This is a genomic window from Pseudomonas sp. SR18, from assembly GCF_023701505.1.
GTDB classification, from domain to species: Bacteria; Pseudomonadota; Gammaproteobacteria; order Pseudomonadales; family Pseudomonadaceae; genus Aquipseudomonas; species Aquipseudomonas cyclaminis.
This window is the reverse complement of the sequence record NZ_JAMQAU010000006.1, coordinates 1-16,688: the sequence shown is the minus strand read 5'-3', so window position 1 is coordinate 16,688 and position 16,688 is coordinate 1. Positions and strand designations below refer to the sequence as shown.

Genomic DNA, 16,688 nt, shown 5'->3' with positions numbered 1-16,688 from the left:
GTCGTCTTCACTGCAGGCCGGAAAGGCCAAGGGCGGGGTCGATTCCATCGAGTGCAACGGCCAGAGCCTTGGCCTTGTCGGCGATCTGCTTGCGCTGATCGGCGGTGACGCTGTCGTACGTGGCGTAGCCTTTGTCGACCTTGAAACCCTGGATTTCGGCATCGAAAGCGGCGAGGGCGCTGTCGATATGCGGCAACAGGTCGGCGGCGGACTTGGTCAACAGTGGGCGCATCAACTCGACCACCTTGTGCGCAGCCTCCAGATTGGCGGCAAAACCATTCAGGTCGACATGGCTGTAGCGTTCTTCCTCACCGCTGGCGGCACGCACATCGGCCAGGCTGTTGAGGTTGCGCACCACGATGCTGACCAACTGCTCCGGCGGCAGGGACTGGGCCAGCAATTGCTGTTTGAGGGTGCTGACATCCGTTACCAGGCGCTGCGCCACCGGGGCCAGGCCATCAAGGCTGCGTTGCTGGAACAGGCTGTATTCGAGGCGATGGAAACCGCTGAAGGCCGGGTCTTGCTCACGTTTTTCAAAATAGTCGGCACGCGCGTTGATTGCGTTGTCCAACTCGGCCAGGCGCTGGGAGGCCGGTGCCAGTCGTTGGTAAGCCTCACGGGCCGGCACATACAGCGCCTGGGCCTGGGTCAGGTCACCGGCGTCAATGGCCTGCTGCAAGGCGGTCGCAGCCTTGACCAGCGCGCTGCCCTGGCTGCTCAAGTACACGCGGAACTCCGACAGCGGGCCGATAAACGCCACCATCGATGGCTTGGCCTTGGCCTGGGCATCGGAGGCGGCCGTCGGCGTCACATGCAGGGTGCCACGGGGGTTGCTCAGCAGGCCGCAGGTGATCGCATAGTCGCCGGGCAGCAGGTTGGCGTTGATCACCTGGCTCAGGCCGGGGGCGATGTTTTCCCGTTCTTCGACTACCAGCACGCCGTCGAGGATTTCCCATTCCACGGCGCGGTCGGAGCGGTTGATGATGCGAAAGCTCGCACGCCCGGCCGGCACCGTCAGTGCATTGGGCTCGCAGGCGTGGCCATGAATAGTCACAGCGATTTCATTGCTGTTGGTCTGGCGCTTGGCGGCGGCCAATTGCGAGGCGTAATAAAACAGGCCACCGGCGGCGATCATCACGACCACCGAGCCGGCCACCGCCCAGCGCAAGGCGCGGGGAGGCGAGGCGGGTTGAGGCGTTGGGCTGGACAAGAGACGGTCCTTACTGGCTGGAAACGGAAGAGGGCGTGTGGGCGGGTTTGGCCGGTGCGGCAGGCAGGAAGAACATCACCAGCGCCACCACCAGATAAATCAGGTAGGCCCCCAGGGTGCTGACGGTTGGCGCTTCCTGATAGCCGAACATGCCGGCGAGCACCGAACCCAGCGGGCTGTCCATCGGCAAGGCGGCGCTGAAGTCGAACAGCACGGTTTGCAGGTGGTTCCACACGCCGGCTTCGTGCAGGGCCTGTACCGAATTGGCCAGGATGCCGGCGGCAACCACCAGGATAAACAGCCCGGTCCAGCGGAAAAACGCGCCGAGGTTCAGGCGCATGCTGCCGCTGTAGATCAGGAAACCCACGATGATTGCCAAAACCAGGCCGAGCAGGGCGCCAATCGGCGCGCCCGGCCCTTCGCTTTGCTGGAACACCGCGAGCAGGAAAAACACGGTTTCCAGACCTTCACGGGCCACGGCGAAAAACACCATGAGGATCAATGCCGTGACCTGGTGTTTAGAGCCGGTCAACGCCTGATCAAGAGAGGCGTGGAGCGAATGCTTGATGGAGCGCGCCACTTTGCGCATCCAGAACACCATGGAACTGAGAATGCCCACGGCCACCAGGCCGACAATACCTTCGAACAGTTCCTGTTGTTTTTGCGGGAACTCGGCGCTGACCAACTCCAGGCCACCGCCCACCAACAACGCCAACGCAGCGGCGAGAAACACCCCGATCCACACCGCCGGCATCCACTGGCCACGGCCGGTCTGTTGCAGGTAACTGGCGATGATGCCAACGATCAATGCTGCTTCAATGCCTTCGCGCAGCATGATGAGAAAGGGGACAAGCATTCGGCACCAGAACGTAACTAGATAGGAGCCTAAGTTGTAACATAATGATACTCATTACTAAACAGCCAATCTTGACGTTTGCTGAACAGGGGCTGAACGGCCCTGAGAAGGCCGTTCAGTAGTCCTGCCCGACGGCCTGGTTATAGGTATCCACCAGCAAGTCAAAGCGCCGTTGAGTTTCAAAGTAATCAGCGTCCAGCCGCTCTGGGTCGGGGTTTTCGCTTGAATGCCGGGCAAGTGTTTGCAGCGCGCCGAGGTAGGCGTAACCGGGTTGTTCAATCCGCTGCCACAGCCGTTGGGCCTCGGCCTCGGAGGTCGGTTGATTGGGGCGCAGGTACCGCTGGGCGTAATCCCAGGTTTGCTGTAAGTCGCTCAACGCATCCGTCAATTGCTTGGGGGATCGCGGGTCAAGGCTGTGCATCGTGTCGCGGGTTTGCAGGATCAGGCCAGAGATAAGTGCCATCTGGTGTTTGTCACGGACCTGCAAGTGCTGCAGTTGTTGCAAGCGTATCTGGCGGTCGGCTTTGTCCACGGCGGCGCGCAGTTCGGATGAGACTGCGAGGAATTTTTCCGCCACGGGGAAGAACCGCGCATCGCTGATCGCTCGCTGCGCAGGGGCGAGGCCAGGAGTGGTTGCGTTGGGGTAGAAGTCGAACTCCTTCACCGATGAATAGACCTGCAACAGGTGGTCCATATAGTCATCGCGAAGCGCGGCGACCTTCGGCAGGTATTTGCGCAGCGCGCTTCTTTGCGAGGACGTCAGCAGGCACAGGTCCGGGCGCTTGGCGTCGTAGTCCAGCAGGCTTAATTGAGGGCCTTGCGTGCGCTGGTACAGCTCGGGAAAACGCTCGATGAAGTCCAGGCTGGGGTCGTTGGCGCGGGCGCTGCGATTGCGGTAGTTGAAGTACGCCAACCGCCAATTGCTGTCGACTCGGTTAAGGCAATCGATCACCGGGCGCAGCGCCTGGGCTTGCTGGTGTTCAAGCGCGGCCTGGCGGTTGGCCCAGGCTTTCAGTGGGGCGAGCAGATCGGTATTCGTCAGCAGGCCCACGGCGCTCAGCGTCAGGGGCACGAGGGTGCACAGGGCAGCAATGGTGATGCGGTTCATGGTGTACACCCCGGCGCGCCCGCTTTGAGCCCACTGCAAGGGCTCATCAGGTACGGTTGCAAGCCCTCGTCACGGTGGATACGTTGACTGTTTGCGTACATCAGCGCGGCGCTCAGCAGCAGGGCGCCGAGGCCCAGGCCGATGGCCCATTGGCGTGTCGACGGTCGCGCAGGCCAGCGCCACGTCAGCGCTGCACGTATCGACGGTCGCCCGAGTACGCGCTGCGCCAACCCCAGGCCCTGCAGCGTCAGCACATAGCCGGCGAACGCGTAATTGCCCAGGATGATCCAGATCAGCAGGCCAAGCACCCAGCACGGCAGAATCTCGCGGATCACCAACGGCGGCGGCCGGCGAAAGCTCAGCCAGGGCGACAGGTGCGCGGCGAGCTTCTCGTCGATTTCACCGCAACCGTCAGTAGCCGGACGCCAGATGGCCAGGATGAGCAGCGCCGGTATGGCGATCAGGAAGGCCCAGGTCGGGGCCATGCCGAGGGATTCCATCAAGGTGTGGTCGGTCAGTTGCTGGTCGTGGATCGCCCAGCCTGCGGCCATGCCCAGCAGCGCCACAAACATTGGCCAAGGGCGGCTGATGCGCTCCCAGTCGCGCCAGAAGTAAGGATCCTCATCGGGCATTTGCGCGCACAGCGCCGGGTATTGATTGAGCAGGGTTTCGCTGAGGGTGCGGCAGGCGTTCCAATCGGACTCGCCAAAGCGCCGGGCATAGCGTTGGCGTTGTTCCAGCGTCAGCTCGCCGAACAGCAACCTGGCCGCGCGCGCCTGCGGGTCACGGCTGTTCAGGCTGGCCTGGTGGTAGGCCTGCGCTTTGAAACGCTCCAGGGCGTTGCGCGCCTTTAACGCCGACCACTCGGGCTCTGGGCAGCGGTTTTCCAGGTACTGATCGGACCAGGCCTGCTCAGTGCACAGGGTGTCGAACAGCGCCTCGGACCAGAAGCTGCTGGCCAGCAGCGTGCGGGCCAGCGCGTCATTGAGCCGTGCATGGCGCGCCAGGGGCTTGAGCCATTCGGTGTTATGCAAGTCGATCAAGGCGGCGGTGAAGGCCTCGACCTGTTGTTGATCGAGCAATTCGGTCAGTTGGTGCTCGACCTGGGCAAACATCTGCTCCAGCAGCGCGGCCAGGCGGTAGTCAGGCAGCCGCGCCGGCGTTTCCCGCTGCCAGGGGCTGAGCCAGTGCAGGTGAGTCACGGCCCAGTCCGCAATCGCGGGTTCCGTGCCACTCAGGCAGCGTTGCAGCAGCAAGGCTTCAAATGCCTCGGCGCATTCATTGTCCTGGGCTTGTTGATAGAGAAACGCGAGATCGGCCGGCGTGGCACTGGCCACCAGGGCTTGCGCCTGGTCGTAGCGCGTGTCCGGCTCGGCGGCGGCTGGCTGTACGGTGTCGACCGGCAGGGCTTGCGGCACTTCGACGGGCGCCTCATAACGGCTCCACTGTAACGCGTGCTCATAGGCCTCGCGCAGGCGCTGGAAGCCGACAGGGTCTTCGTCCGGGCGATGCTGTTTGAGCAACACCGCGTATTGGCGCTTGATACTGCGGGTATCGGCGTCGGACGGCAGCCCAAGTACTTCCCAGCAACTCATCGATTCAACTCCCTGTCGGTAAAAATCCCGGCGCAGAATACCCGAGACCGGCCCCCCGGTGCCTACTCTTTTGCCGCGTGACTGCCTAAGATGGCCGCACTTCACGTCACACAGGGCACGGACTGCACCCATGTCGGAAAAAGACACCATCTCCCTCCACCTCGTGCGCGAGGCCTTGTTGCAGAGCTGCGCAACCGGTGCGGCCACCGTGGAGGTGTTGCGCAAGGTCGGGATTGATCCTGGGTTGCTGGAACAGCCGGCTGCGCGCATTCCGGCTACGGCCTATGCACGGTTATGGCGCCTGCTGGCCCGGCGCACGGACGATGAGTTCTTCGGCATGGACCCGCGCAAGCTCAAGTCCGGCAGCCTGGCGTTCCTCTGTCGCGCCTGCGTGGCGCAACCCACGCTTGCCGCCAGCCTGGAGACCGGATTGGGGTTTCTCTCGCTGATGCTGGAACGCATGCCCGCCCAACTGGTGCGCCAACAGAGCCTCGCGGAAATCGTGTTGCTCGAGCCTGAAGATGAGCCCAGTCGCGCTTTCACCTATTTCACCTACTGGATGATCGTGCACGGCGTGGCCTGCTGGCTGGCGGGACGGCGCATTCCGATCCTGGCCATTGAACTGCGCTGCCCACCGCCGGATTTTTGCGATGACTATCAGGTGATGTTTTCCGACAACCTGCGCTTCGACCGACCGCGCACTCGCATGATCTTTTCCGCCGACTGCCTCGATTTGCCGATCAAGCGCAGCCCGGAAGAACTCAAGCGCTTCCTGGCCCATGCGCCGGCCAACATCCTGGTCAAATACCGCGACCCCGACAGCCTGGCCAACCGAATCAAGCACGACCTGCGCCAGATGCCCGCCGACACCTGGCCGGAAACCGAAGGCCTTGCGGCCACCTTGTGCATCTCCGCCTCAACCCTGCGCCGACGTCTGGCGGAAGAAGGGCAGAGCTATCAGGGCCTCAAGGACAGTGTGCGCAAGGAATTGGCGATTGTGTGGCTGGCAGAACCGCAGATCAGCTTTGCCGAGATTGCCGCGCGGTTGGGGTTCGCCGACACCAGTTCGTTTTATAAGGCGTTTCGCAAGTGGGCGGGGTCCAATCCTGGGCACTATCGGAGTTTGATTTTGGGCGAGCCCCGTTAAACAGCGCACAGGAGTGCTAGCGGCCAAGACTTTTCCTATCCCATCTATACGATTCCCTGCGGCAGGGTAGGCACTCTTCAATCGTGAAAGCGTGCTCCCCAAATGCCCAAGGTCGCTGCTACCCCTGAGCCTGTTGTCGTAGGTTCGCTGTTTACCGCCACCCGCACTCAGCCAGAGCGTTCCGCTGAGGTCAACCGTCCAGAACCATTGCTACGCCCTTCGACGCTGCTTCATCACATCCCAAGCCAATTGCAGGGCATCAGCGATTTTTCACAAGCCATGCTCGACACGGCTGTACTGGATGCCAGAAACAAGGAACGCTGGCTCGTTGTCTTGGAGCAAGGTGTGCAGGGCAAGGCTGATCAGGACCGTATCGACCTCGCGGACATCCGTTTTTCAAGCGTCATGGGGTCCACGCTGGCCACTGACGTTCAACGTGGGCGCAAGGTTCTGGTAGCCCTGGCGAATCGTCCAGGCATGCAGGTGCTCTGGCGCAACCATGGAATCGACGGCCAGACCGCCCGTCTACGCATCTGCGATGGCCGTTTGCAGGCGTTGGGCAGTGCAGGTCGCTGGATCGATATGAGCGACGATGTATCGGCCCGACCCGGCTTGAAGAAGCTCTTCGACAGACTGCTGAAAATGGCGCAAACCACCGGACATGTTCTGCACTCCACGGGCGAAGTCGACGCGTTGCAGGTACTGCGTGTGATGCTACCCGAAGCAGACGGGCAGGACGTACTCCGCTCGGCCGGGGCCATTCGCAATCTGATTGGCTGGCAGCGCCATCCGTTTCCGGCCAGCCCGCCGATGGGCAACTACACCGGCCCATGGCTGGCGCTGGACGCGCCGCTGAAACTGAGCCTGGAAGACCGCCAAACGCTGGTGGAGTCTTTTGAACGCTTCGTCGGCCCACAGTGGCTGGACCAACTCCAGTCTCTTTCCGGTAATGTCGATGCGCACATCCTTGGGCTATTACGCCGTCAGAAAAATCTCAATGTGTATCGCCAGCATCGTTTGCTGGAGGGGTTGAAGCTTCCCCGCGCTGGTTTACGCGAAACACAGCTCAATCAGTTGCTGATCACCGCGCACCTTTTACGTATTGATCCGCACCTGGGACAGCGGAGAAATCACGTGGCGGGTTATGACGTGTACTCGGTACAAAATACCGGGCTCAAGATGGCCGATGTTCGCAACGACCTGCAATCGCACCTTGTGCACAGCAAAGGCGTGCATCCGGACGCCGTGGACGCTGTAAGCCATCTATTTCTGGCGACTGTCGCGCCAGAGTTTCTGGTGCGTGATACCCCGGACACCCTGCACATAGGTTCTCCCGCCTGGCTGGTGTTGAGAAAAACCGTTGCCCTGCTTGAAGCGCACGCGCCAGGGTCGAGTCGGACCCTGACGTATGCTCAAGTGCTGGAGCGTGCGGCTCTCCAGCCGCCAATACCCGCGCTGATGCCGTTTTTCCTGGCGGCCGAGGCCGATCCGTTGCTGGATTGGGGCGTGCTCAATGGTGTGATCGTGGGCCGCGCGGATGACCATTACACCGTCGAAGATCTGCGCAAGAGCGCTCAGAAATACAACGACTATATCGAGACCACGCATAAAGCCACCGCCGCCCTGCAGACGGCTCCCCTGACACGCAGAGAATTGGCAAAAGCGGACCTCAAGGTGGCGTTCCCAAAGCGGGACCTGGAAAAACCCGTGCAAAAAGACACCTATCCGATGCCTTTTTTCATGGCCGACCCCGAGCATGAATTGAGCTTGATTGACCTGCATATGATGGGCGCGTTGAAGAGTGGCGAGTATGCGCAACACGTGGCCAACGGCCCGTTTGGCGGCATTACGGTGGACGTGGCCGGGGATCTCGCCGATCTGCAATCGGGTTTTGATCGGCTTCGCTTTACCAAAGACCGACTCGAGCAGTCTGTAAAGTTGGGTGTCGACACGTTCAGTTCGGCCATCACTACACGTATCAAGGACTTATTCAGCAAAATGCCTTTCCAGGACCGACAGTTGCTGGAGCGAGAAGAACTGACGTTTTACAGGGTGGAGGCCGAGTCCATCACTGCCGAGGGAAAGTCCATCAGCAGTGCGGATGAACAAAAGGAACGCGTAAAGGGGCGTTATGGTTTTATCGTCCAGGCGGGACAGGGTGAAGAGGCAAAGTGTTTTGAGTTCTGGCCCTTGAGGGGCGAGTACTTCGAGCGTCCGGCGTTCCTGAAGACACTGGCCCGAGGCGAAGCTGTCGTGCCCCGTCTGTGGGTGACAAAACTGCAATCCCATGTGGACGGCCAAGGGGCTGCGGAGTCCGAAGTACAGATACGAGCCTTGCGCGAAACCCTGCCGGCCGGTGGCGGGCGTGGATTAATGGCAGACGGCGGATATTTTTCGCCGAAGAGCAGGGATTTTGCCGCCTATGTGCGGCGCCATGATCTGGTGCTCAATCGACAGGAACTCCTGGGCTCCGCCATGGGCTCAACGGCGCGTGAGCGTTTCCAGGCACGCACGCAAGAAGCGGTACAGACGATTGAAAACCTGCTTATTCCCTTTAAGGGCTGCTATGACGACATCTCCTCCGGTCGCGTAAAGACCGACCTTGGCGCGCTCACCGGCTGCGCACTCGACGCCTTGATGATCGGTTCAGTGGTTGCGGGCGAGGCTGTGGAAGGGGCACAGGCTGTCAGTCGGGCAGAAACCGCACTGTCCAAGGTGTCGGCGGCTACCAGGGCGTTTGGCAAGCTGACCCATAGCCTGTTCAATCCTGTTGCGGGCTTGGAGCAACCGTTACAGCAAGGCTACGAATGGTTGAGCAAGCGCAGTTTCTTTCGTCTGGGCAAGCCCTTGGGTGAGCTTCGTACAACCTGGAATACCGCGCTGAAAGAGCAACTTGGCCCCCGGCCCTTTGCCACCGAGCGTCCTCGGAAAATGCGCAGGCCGTCTGTTGACGGTGAGGATCTGCGTTCACAGGATCCCGCTCAACTGCCTACCCTGGCAACCGCCGAAGCGTCCACCGCAACAACCCCGCTTGAACAAAGCCGTCAAGCCATTGAACGGGCACTGCCCATCGCCCGGGAGCGGCTCAATGGCGCCCTGCGTGCGTTGTCCGATCCTGAGTTGGAGAAAGATCTCAAATTTGTGTGCAAAACGTTCTTCGGTTCGGACTCCGATGATGCAGTAGCTGCCTTTACGCGCAAGCAGCGCACCATGAAAGCGGACTTGGATAAACTGGATCTTTCCAACATCAACTTCCTTGAAAACGAGGGTCCCGAGTGGCAGGCCCAACTCCTGCCGTCGTCCTACAGCCGCTACAAGGCAGGCAACCTTCAGGAAAAATATATTGAAGTGAATGTGGACGGCGCCACGCACTATTACCGCTACATGGGGCGTAGCGATGAGGCTATGGCCAACACCCTGATCCATGAACAGGCCCATGGATTTCCGGGTGATGAGGATTACGTGTATTCCGGCGCGATCAAGGGGGGGCGCGAGGACATCGCAGACCTGCTCAACCTGGGGAAAACAACGGACCCCAACCATTTTCGCCACTTGGGTGACGAGGTGCAGGAGGCGACCTTGAGCTTGTTCGCCAAGGCGCCCCAAGCGCATAACGCCGACTCGACCCTGTTTGGCATTGCGTTGCTGGACCAGGCTAAAAACAACCGGGCGTTGTACGAGGAAAACGTGAAAGCGATTCAACAGGCGCTGGAAAAGGCCAAAGACAATGGCGGCGTGATCGCCGAACACTTGCCCGTCAGAATTATTCGCAAGCGTGCAGTACGCAGCACACCTTTGCCGCGCTTTGTACTGGTGCGCCACGATCAGACGGGCAACATCGTCCAGGTGCTGGAGCGGCTTCCACGGCCAGCGGGGCACGGGCCTCATGCTTCACGGCCTGTCAGTGAGGTTGTGCAGGAGGTGTTCAAGTGGCATTGAAGCGCGTGTTCGAATGCACTGGGAAAAAACGGCTTGGCTGAGCCGCAGATCAGCTTTGCCGGGCGACTGGGAATGGCGGGATGCGCCCAGCCTTATCGTTAGGGTCTGCCGGTTGCCGGTTCCAGGAGTTTGGCCTTGGCTAGCTGCTGGATCAGTGCTTCGCTGGGTTTTGGCGGGGGGATATTGGCCAGGCGTGCTTCCAGCCATTGCAGCTTGCCGTCCCATGCGGGGAGTTTGGCGGGGGGGAGGGGGAGGATTTCGTTGATTTCGGGGACTTTTGGGTCGGCGTAGGAGTACCTCGCAAGCACGCGCCAGATTGTTTTATAGCGATCAGCGCGTTCGAGGTCTTGCTGTTGGTTGAGGTAGTACAACCTATCGGATGAGGGGGGACCGCGAAAGGCCTTATCCAACCTACTAGCAGCGCTCTCGCGACCTGCCACAACGCCCATCTGGAAGACCTCAAGCGCTTCTTGGTACCGACCCTCGATTTTAAGATCGACACCCAAAGCGACAGCTGCATTGCCATTGCCCTGTTCAGCCGCGCAACGGCGCATCTGCCGGGCAACATCAGGCGCGATGTCAATCGGCGCGAGCATGTCGCCCACATCGTATTGCGCTTGCGCACTGCCTTCGTCGGCCGCCTTTCGAATGTAGCGCAGCGACATAGCAGCATCCTGCTTCAGTCCTGCTGAACCGTTCTTCAGGAAAACGCCGATAAAGTAGTACCCCGTCGCCACATTCGCCTCTATCAGTTGCTGGCTCAGACGCAGGCGATCTGCGCCACGGAGTTTGAACTGACCGCGCATGGCGCCGTTTTGCAGGTTGATATTGGCTTTGTAATGACCATTCTCGGCAGCAATCCGGTACAAGCGCTCGATCTCGGCGTCGACGCTTTTGTCCTGCTTGAGCAGGTTGTTTTTCTGTAGCCAGCGTGCGTACTGGAACAGCTCATCGGTTTCGGCGGACGGCGTAGGAATTTGCTCGTGTACACAGTCAAAGGCCAGCTTGGTTTTGATCTCGGTCAGCGAGTTCACGGAAGTGAACTGGGGCCGGTCAGTCGGGGTGCTGCCGTTATCGCAGGCAGCCAGCAGCAGACTTGCCAGCAGGAGGAACCTTTTTTTCATACCTTACCCCAGCAGTTGCCATTCAATATTTTCTTCACTGACCGTGATGATGTCGGGCAGCAAAAAGCGGGATTTGTGGCTCTGAACCTTCAGCGTGGGCATGATCTCGTTCTCTTCGAAACGGCGGACGGTGCCATCTGTGAGCCGCGAGTAAACATTGCGACTCAGGCTCAATGCCTGCCAGTAGCCAGTCTGGGGGCAGGCCTGGCCGCTGGAACAGGTGGGTTCGAGGTGGCTGGCCTTGATGAACGCGGGAGAGTCGGGGGTGGCTCTGCCGGTTGCCGGTTCCAGGAGTTTGGCCTTGGCTAGCTGCTGGATCAGTGCTTCGCTGGGTTTTGGCGGGGGGATATTGGCCAGGCGCGCTTCCAGCCATTGCAGCTTGCCGTCCCAGGCGGGGAGTTTGGCGGGGGGTAGGGGGAGGATTTCGTTGATTTCGGGGACTTTTGGATCGGCGTACGAGTACCTCGCAAGCACGCGCCAGATTGTTTTATAGCGATCAGCGCGTTCGAGGTCTTGCTGTTGGTTGAGGTAGTTCAACGTATCGGAAGAAGGAGGACCTCGAAAGCCATCGTCCAACCAGCCGGCAGCGCCCTCGTTGCCTGCTGCAACACCCATCTGGAAGACTTCAAGCGCTTCCTGGTACTGCCCCTCATTTTTAAGGTCGACACCCAAAGCAATAGCTGCATCGCCATTACCCTGTTCAGCCGCACAGCGGCGCATCTGCCGTGCAACATCAGGCGCGATGTCAATCGGCGCCAGTATGTCGCCCACATCGTATTGCGCTTGCGCACTGCCTTCGTCGGCCGCCTTTCGGATGTAGCGCAGCGACATAGCAGCATCCTGCTTCAGTCCGGCTGAACCGTTCTTCAGGAAAACGCCGATAAAGTAGTACCCCGTCGCCACATTTGCATCGATCAGTTGTTGGCTCAGACGCAGTTGATCCGCGCCAGAGAGCCTGAAGTGGCCCCGCCGGGCGCCGTTTTGCAGGTTGATATTGGCCTTGTAATGGCCATTTTCGGCAGCAATCCGGTACAAGCGCTCGATCTCGGCGTCGACGCTTTTGTCCTGCTTGAGCAGGTTGTTTTTCTGTAGCCAGCGAGCGTACTCGAATAGCTCATCGGCCTCGGCGGACGATGCGGGAATTTGCTCGTGTACACAGTCAAAGGCCAGCTTGGTTTTGATCTCGGTCAGCGGGTTCACGGAAGTGAACTGGGACCGGTAAGCAGGGGCACTGCCGGTATCGCAGGCAGCGAGCAGCAGACTTGCCAGCAGGAGGAACCTGTTCTTCATACCTTACCCCAGCAGCCGCCATTCAATACTTTCCTCGCTGACCGTGATGATGTCGGGCAGCAGAAAGCGCGGTTTGTGACTCTGAACCTTCAGCGTGGGCATGATCTCGTTCTCTTCGAAACGGCGGACGGTGCCATCTGTGAGCTGCGAGTAGACATTGCGACTCAGGCTCAATGCCTGCCAGTAGCCAGTCTGCGGGCAGGCCTGGCCGCTGGAGCAGGTCGGTTCGAGGTGGCTGGCCTTGATGAACGCGGGAGAGTCGGGGGTGGCTCTGCCGGTTGCCGGTTCCAGGAGTTTGGCCTTGGCTAGCTGCTGGATCAGTGCTTCGCTGGGTTTTGGCGGGGGGATATTGGCCAGGCGCGCTTCCAGCCATTGCAGCTTGCCGTTCCAGGCGGGGAGTTTGGCGGGGGGGAGGGGGAGGATCTCGTTGATTTCGGGGACTTTGGGATCGGCGTAGGAGTAGTCCGCTAGCAGACTCCAGATTGTTTTATAGCGATCAGCGCGTTCGAGGTCTTGCTGTAGGTCGAGGTAGTTAAACGTGTCGGAAGGAGGAGGACCTCGGAAGCCATCTTTCAACCAGCCGGCAGCGCCCTCGTTGCCTGCTGCAACACCCATCTGGAAGACTTCAAGCGCTTCCTGGTACTGCCCCTCATTTTTAAGGTCGACACCCAAAGCAATAGCTGCCTTGCCATGACCTTGTTCGGCCGCACAGCGGCGCATCTGTCGGGCAACATCAGGCGCTATGTCAATCGGCGCCAGTATGTCGCCCACATCGTATTGCGCTTGCGCACTGCCTTCGTCGGCCGCCTTTCGGATGTAGCGCAGCGACATAGCAGCATCCTGCTTCAGTCCGGCTGAACCGTTCTTCAGGAAAACGCCGATAAAGTAGTACCCCGTCGCCACATTTGCCTCGATCAGTTGCTGGCTCAGGCGCAGGTGATCTGCGCCACGGAGCTTGAACTGACCGCGCATGGCGCCGTTTTGCAGGTTGATGTTGGCCTTGAAATGGCCATTCTCGCTGGCGATGCGATACAGTCGTTCAATCTCCAGATCGACTGTCTTCTCCTGCTTCAGCAGGTTGTTTTTTTGCAACCAACGAGCGTACTGGAACAGCACATCAGACTCTGCGGACGGAGCAGGGATCCGCTCATGTGCACAGGTAAAGCTCAACTTGGCTTTGATATCTGTCAGTGGGTTCATGGAAATGTCCTGGGTCAGGTGGGTAGGGGCGCTGCCGTTATCGCAGGCGGCCAGTAGCAGGCTTGTCAACAGCAGGAAAATGCGCATCAGTCGAGGTCCTTCACGGTCTTGTCGTCGTAATAAAACTCAACAAGCGGTGAGTCGGGTGTCGACTTTTCCAATTGGCGAGCTTTGTTGCTATTGATGAGCTTCTGCCAAGCATCGAACGCCTTCTTCGGCTCATCCTGCGCCCCCCTCCCATCCGTATGCAGGTTCCACAACCGTCGTCTCAACCCCCGCGTCACACTCATCCACTCATGGGCAATATTCAGCTCGCTATCCACCTGCATGCTGCGGGTATTGATGTTGGCTGAGCCGTGGGTGGTGAACACGTCATTGACGATCATCAGTTTGGAATGGATGTACACCGGCATCCACGGCTTGCCCGCAGGCGAATCCGGTGCAACCAGTGAGCACACGTGCACTTTCAGGCCGGGGCGCGATTCTGGTTTAACCGTGCTGTCTTCGATTGCCGCAATCTCTGCTCTGAGATCCATCTGTCGAATGGCATTGTTTCTGGCGGCCACGCGTTGGGCTTCTCGGGCTTTGTCGCTCATCTCGCCACCACCGAGTGCGTCGGTGAGGCTGGTCAAGGTGAGCAAGGCTTGTCGTTCGAGGAGTTCCGCCAAGGTCGGCGTCTGCGCTTCGGCTTGGGCTTTGACCCTTTCAATGCGCTGCAACTTGGTGATTTCAGGAATGGTCTCACCGCGCCCGAGGCTTTCGAGCATGCGCTGGGTGTTCAAGCTTCCAGGGCCTACGCCGTCAGTGCTGGCATTGGTGATCACAAACAGGTGCAGGTTGCCATGCAGGCCCGGATCGCGCCCTGCACGGGTCTGGTCAGCCGCCGCTTTTTTGATGGCCTCGGCCAGCGGTGGCCAGCGAAAGTACTGGTTCTCGATGTAGATGAACTGCGTCGCGTTGTTGACCGCCTTCAGGTAGACCTTTTCGATGTCGCGCTTGCCGTCTTGTGCCTGGGTGCGCAGGATTTGCGCCACTTGCCGGGTGACGCCGGGAGTGCATTGCAGTTGTGGTCCCAGCACCATCGCCTTGCGCGATGCGAGCAGGTCCTCGCCGGTTTCCTTGCGCCAGGCGCTGGCGAAGTTATGGTGCAGGTGCTCCAGAATCGGCCCGCTGACCTGGCTGGAAATATCCTGACGAGGGGTATCGCCACGGGGGCCGCAATCAGGTGCAGGTTTGCTGCCCTCGGTGCGATTGAGCGCCGAGTGCCGGTCGGTGTCCCAGTACTCATCGAGCATATTGTGGCCCATGACAAAACCAACGGCGCTGTCCGGCAGTTCGTAGTCGACCAGCACTGTTTTCTGATGGTGAGTCGCGGCGACGGCCAGGGCGCCCAACGTGCTGTGACTGAGCTGCGGGTCGAGGCTTTTGTATTTGGCCTGATAGGCGATTTCAGCCCGCTCATAGACGCTGAAACCACGGCCGACAAATACCGGAATACTGCGCGCCGCCCTAAGCCCTGCCGCGATGTAATCGGCCGTCGCACAGCGGGCAAACCAATAGCGGTCATAGGCGTACTGATCCTGCGTGGCGTTTTGCAGCGCCCGATCCGAGATACGTAGCGGGCCTTTGCCGGGCAGGTTGGCCTCACCCCCTAAGCCAGCACTATTAAACGGTGCTTCCCAGCCCAGCACCCGCACCTCAATCCCTTCCCGCGCTTTGGCCATCAGCAGTTCACCGATGCACGGCGCACGGCCATCACGGATGAAGAACATCGACGGCTGGAAGCCCCAGCAGATGATGTCGACCGTTTTGGTTGCCTGGGCGATCGCCAGGTGCACGGCCTTGAAGGCTTCTTCACCGTTAATCAGAGGTTGATAGGTCGCCAGCGCGGGCGGGTATTCGGTGCTCTGCACGTACCAGGGCGGTGTGCAAGTGACCTGCTGGGCGTGTTGCAGGGCGACGGGGCTGATGATGTCGGGTTCAATCATGAGGTTTTCCCTTCCTGGTCACTGATTGCGCTGATCGCTGCGGCGTACAGGGCACGATGGTCGGTGTGCGAGGTGGGCTGGCTTACCTCGGCGTCGGCTTGCGAGCGGTGGTTATGCATGCCGCCATTGGCAAGATGGCCTTGTTCGGCGTTTCGGTAGTCGGTGGGGACCGGGATCTGGCAGCTCACGCCGTTGGCCAACGCGATTCGGTATTGCTGGGTGACGACCGCGTGGTCGATTAACACGTGCCCGGACTTGTCCAATACGCCTTGCTTGAGCACGACACCGTCGGCGTACAGCGTGTACGGCATGCCTGCCCAGCCTTGATCAGAGGCATTGGGGGTTTGCGGCATGCTGAGCCGCAGCGGTTGTTTGAAAAGGTTTTGCGGATATTCGGGATGTGCGGCTTTCAGGCTGGCGGGGCCGGAGAACGCGTAGTGCTCCGACTTGATGAGGTAGTCGCCCAACGTCCCAGACTCGATGCTGCTTTGATCAAGGGTGATGTAACTGCCCCCTGCGTTGAGGGTGATTTTCTTTTTCGCCGTGATATGGATCTCGTCCTCGGTACTGGTGATCTCCAAGCCGTGACGCGCGAGTAGCTCCAGCTTGTCGTTTTGTGCCTGGATCTTTACCGCCCCTTGATTGGCGATCAGCTTGATCCCCAGCTTGCGCACAAACAGGCTTATCCCTTGACCCACGCCGATAAACAACCGCTTGACCACGCTGATATCTGCCTCGGCCCCGGCGTTGATCATCAGGTTGTGTTGAGCCGCCAACTGCAAGTGCTGGCCGCTGGTCATGGCTACGCCAGCAGGCGCGCTGAACATCAGCACGGACGACTTGAGTTGCTCCAGGTCTTGCTTGAGCAACTTCAACTGGGCCTCTACATCGGCAGAGTCTGCCTGGGCTGCCTGGGCGTCTGCCGACAACCCGTCCAACTGTTCTCCCGCCTGCTGTAGCCGGCCCAGTGCTGCGCTCATTTCAAGCATCTGGCCCTGCGCTTTGGGCTGTGCGTCCGCACTGATGAAGATCCCGCTGCCTGCACGGATGGCGGCATGGCCATCCGTACGCAATTCGGCGCCCTGGCCTCGGGGTTTGCGCTGACCATCCACCAAATGCCCAAGATTCAACTGGCTCTTGCCACTGTGCTCAGTACTCAGCTTGACGTGCTCCTGCCCCCGCGTGTCGTCCATGCGCAGTTTGTTGTTCGCCGGGGTGCGCAGGACGTTGC

11 protein-coding genes are annotated in these 16,688 nt (G+C 60.1%); 2 read left to right on the top strand and 9 right to left on the bottom strand.

Features of this window, described 5'->3' with window-relative positions; genetic code table 11:
• Positions 1-7 precede the first annotated feature (7 nt).
• The 4 genes from efeO to NDJ82_RS11095 all read right to left on the bottom strand — a co-directional run bounded on the left by efeO (position 8) and on the right by NDJ82_RS11095 (position 4,769).
• Complete coding sequence (gene efeO, locus NDJ82_RS11110; RefSeq protein WP_250925454.1) at positions 8-1,210, bottom strand: iron uptake system protein EfeO; 1,203 nt, start codon at positions 1,208-1,210, stop codon at positions 8-10.
• Between the two features lie 10 nt (positions 1,211-1,220).
• Positions 1,221-2,066, bottom strand: coding sequence for an iron uptake transporter permease EfeU (gene efeU / locus NDJ82_RS11105; protein WP_099585153.1), 846 nt, complete (start codon positions 2,064-2,066; stop codon positions 1,221-1,223).
• Between the two features lie 115 nt (positions 2,067-2,181).
• Positions 2,182-3,174 (bottom strand): hypothetical protein, encoded by a 993-nt coding sequence (locus NDJ82_RS11100; protein ID WP_250925453.1) that lies wholly within the window; start codon positions 3,172-3,174, stop codon positions 2,182-2,184.
• Positions 3,171-4,769 carry a J domain-containing protein gene (locus NDJ82_RS11095; protein WP_250925452.1) on the bottom strand — a complete coding sequence of 533 codons (1,599 nt, stop codon included), beginning with the start codon at positions 4,767-4,769 and terminating at the stop codon, positions 3,171-3,173. The genes NDJ82_RS11100 and NDJ82_RS11095 overlap by 4 nt, the downstream gene beginning before the upstream one ends.
• Before the next feature lie 130 nt (positions 4,770-4,899).
• On the opposite strand from NDJ82_RS11095, the gene NDJ82_RS11090 reads away from it, so the two are divergent.
• Both NDJ82_RS11090 and NDJ82_RS11085 read left to right on the top strand, forming a co-directional pair.
• The gene (locus NDJ82_RS11090) at positions 4,900-5,916 is read left to right on the top strand and encodes an AraC family transcriptional regulator (RefSeq protein ID WP_099585150.1); all 1,017 of its coding nucleotides are present in this window, start codon (positions 4,900-4,902) and stop codon (positions 5,914-5,916) included.
• Between the two features lie 102 nt (positions 5,917-6,018).
• A complete protein-coding gene (locus NDJ82_RS11085) occupies positions 6,019-9,855 on the top strand; it encodes a hypothetical protein (RefSeq protein ID WP_250925451.1) in 3,837 nt (1,278 codons plus the stop codon).
• A 98-nt stretch (positions 9,856-9,953) separates the two neighbouring features.
• On the opposite strand, the gene NDJ82_RS11080 is transcribed toward NDJ82_RS11085, so the two are convergent.
• The 5 genes from NDJ82_RS11080 to NDJ82_RS11060 all read right to left on the bottom strand — a co-directional run.
• Positions 9,954-10,979 (bottom strand): SEL1-like repeat protein, encoded by a 1,026-nt coding sequence (locus NDJ82_RS11080; protein WP_250925450.1) that lies wholly within the window; start codon positions 10,977-10,979, stop codon positions 9,954-9,956.
• A 3-nt stretch (positions 10,980-10,982) separates the two neighbouring features.
• A complete protein-coding gene (locus NDJ82_RS11075; protein ID WP_250925449.1) occupies positions 10,983-12,269 on the bottom strand; it encodes an SEL1-like repeat protein in 1,287 nt (428 codons plus the stop codon).
• 3 nt (positions 12,270-12,272) lie between these two features.
• On the bottom strand, positions 12,273-13,556 hold the full coding sequence (locus NDJ82_RS11070) for an SEL1-like repeat protein (protein ID WP_250925448.1): 1,284 nt from the start codon (positions 13,554-13,556) through the stop codon (positions 12,273-12,275).
• Positions 13,556-15,457, bottom strand: a complete 1,902-nt coding sequence (locus tag NDJ82_RS11065; protein ID WP_250925447.1) for a phospholipase D-like domain-containing protein — start codon at positions 15,455-15,457, stop codon at positions 13,556-13,558. The genes NDJ82_RS11070 and NDJ82_RS11065 overlap by 1 nt, the downstream gene beginning before the upstream one ends.
• Positions 15,454-16,688: DUF2345 domain-containing protein (locus NDJ82_RS11060; RefSeq protein ID WP_250925446.1), on the bottom strand; the 1,235-nt coding region annotated here is incomplete at its 5' end. The genes NDJ82_RS11065 and NDJ82_RS11060, both read right to left, overlap by 4 nt.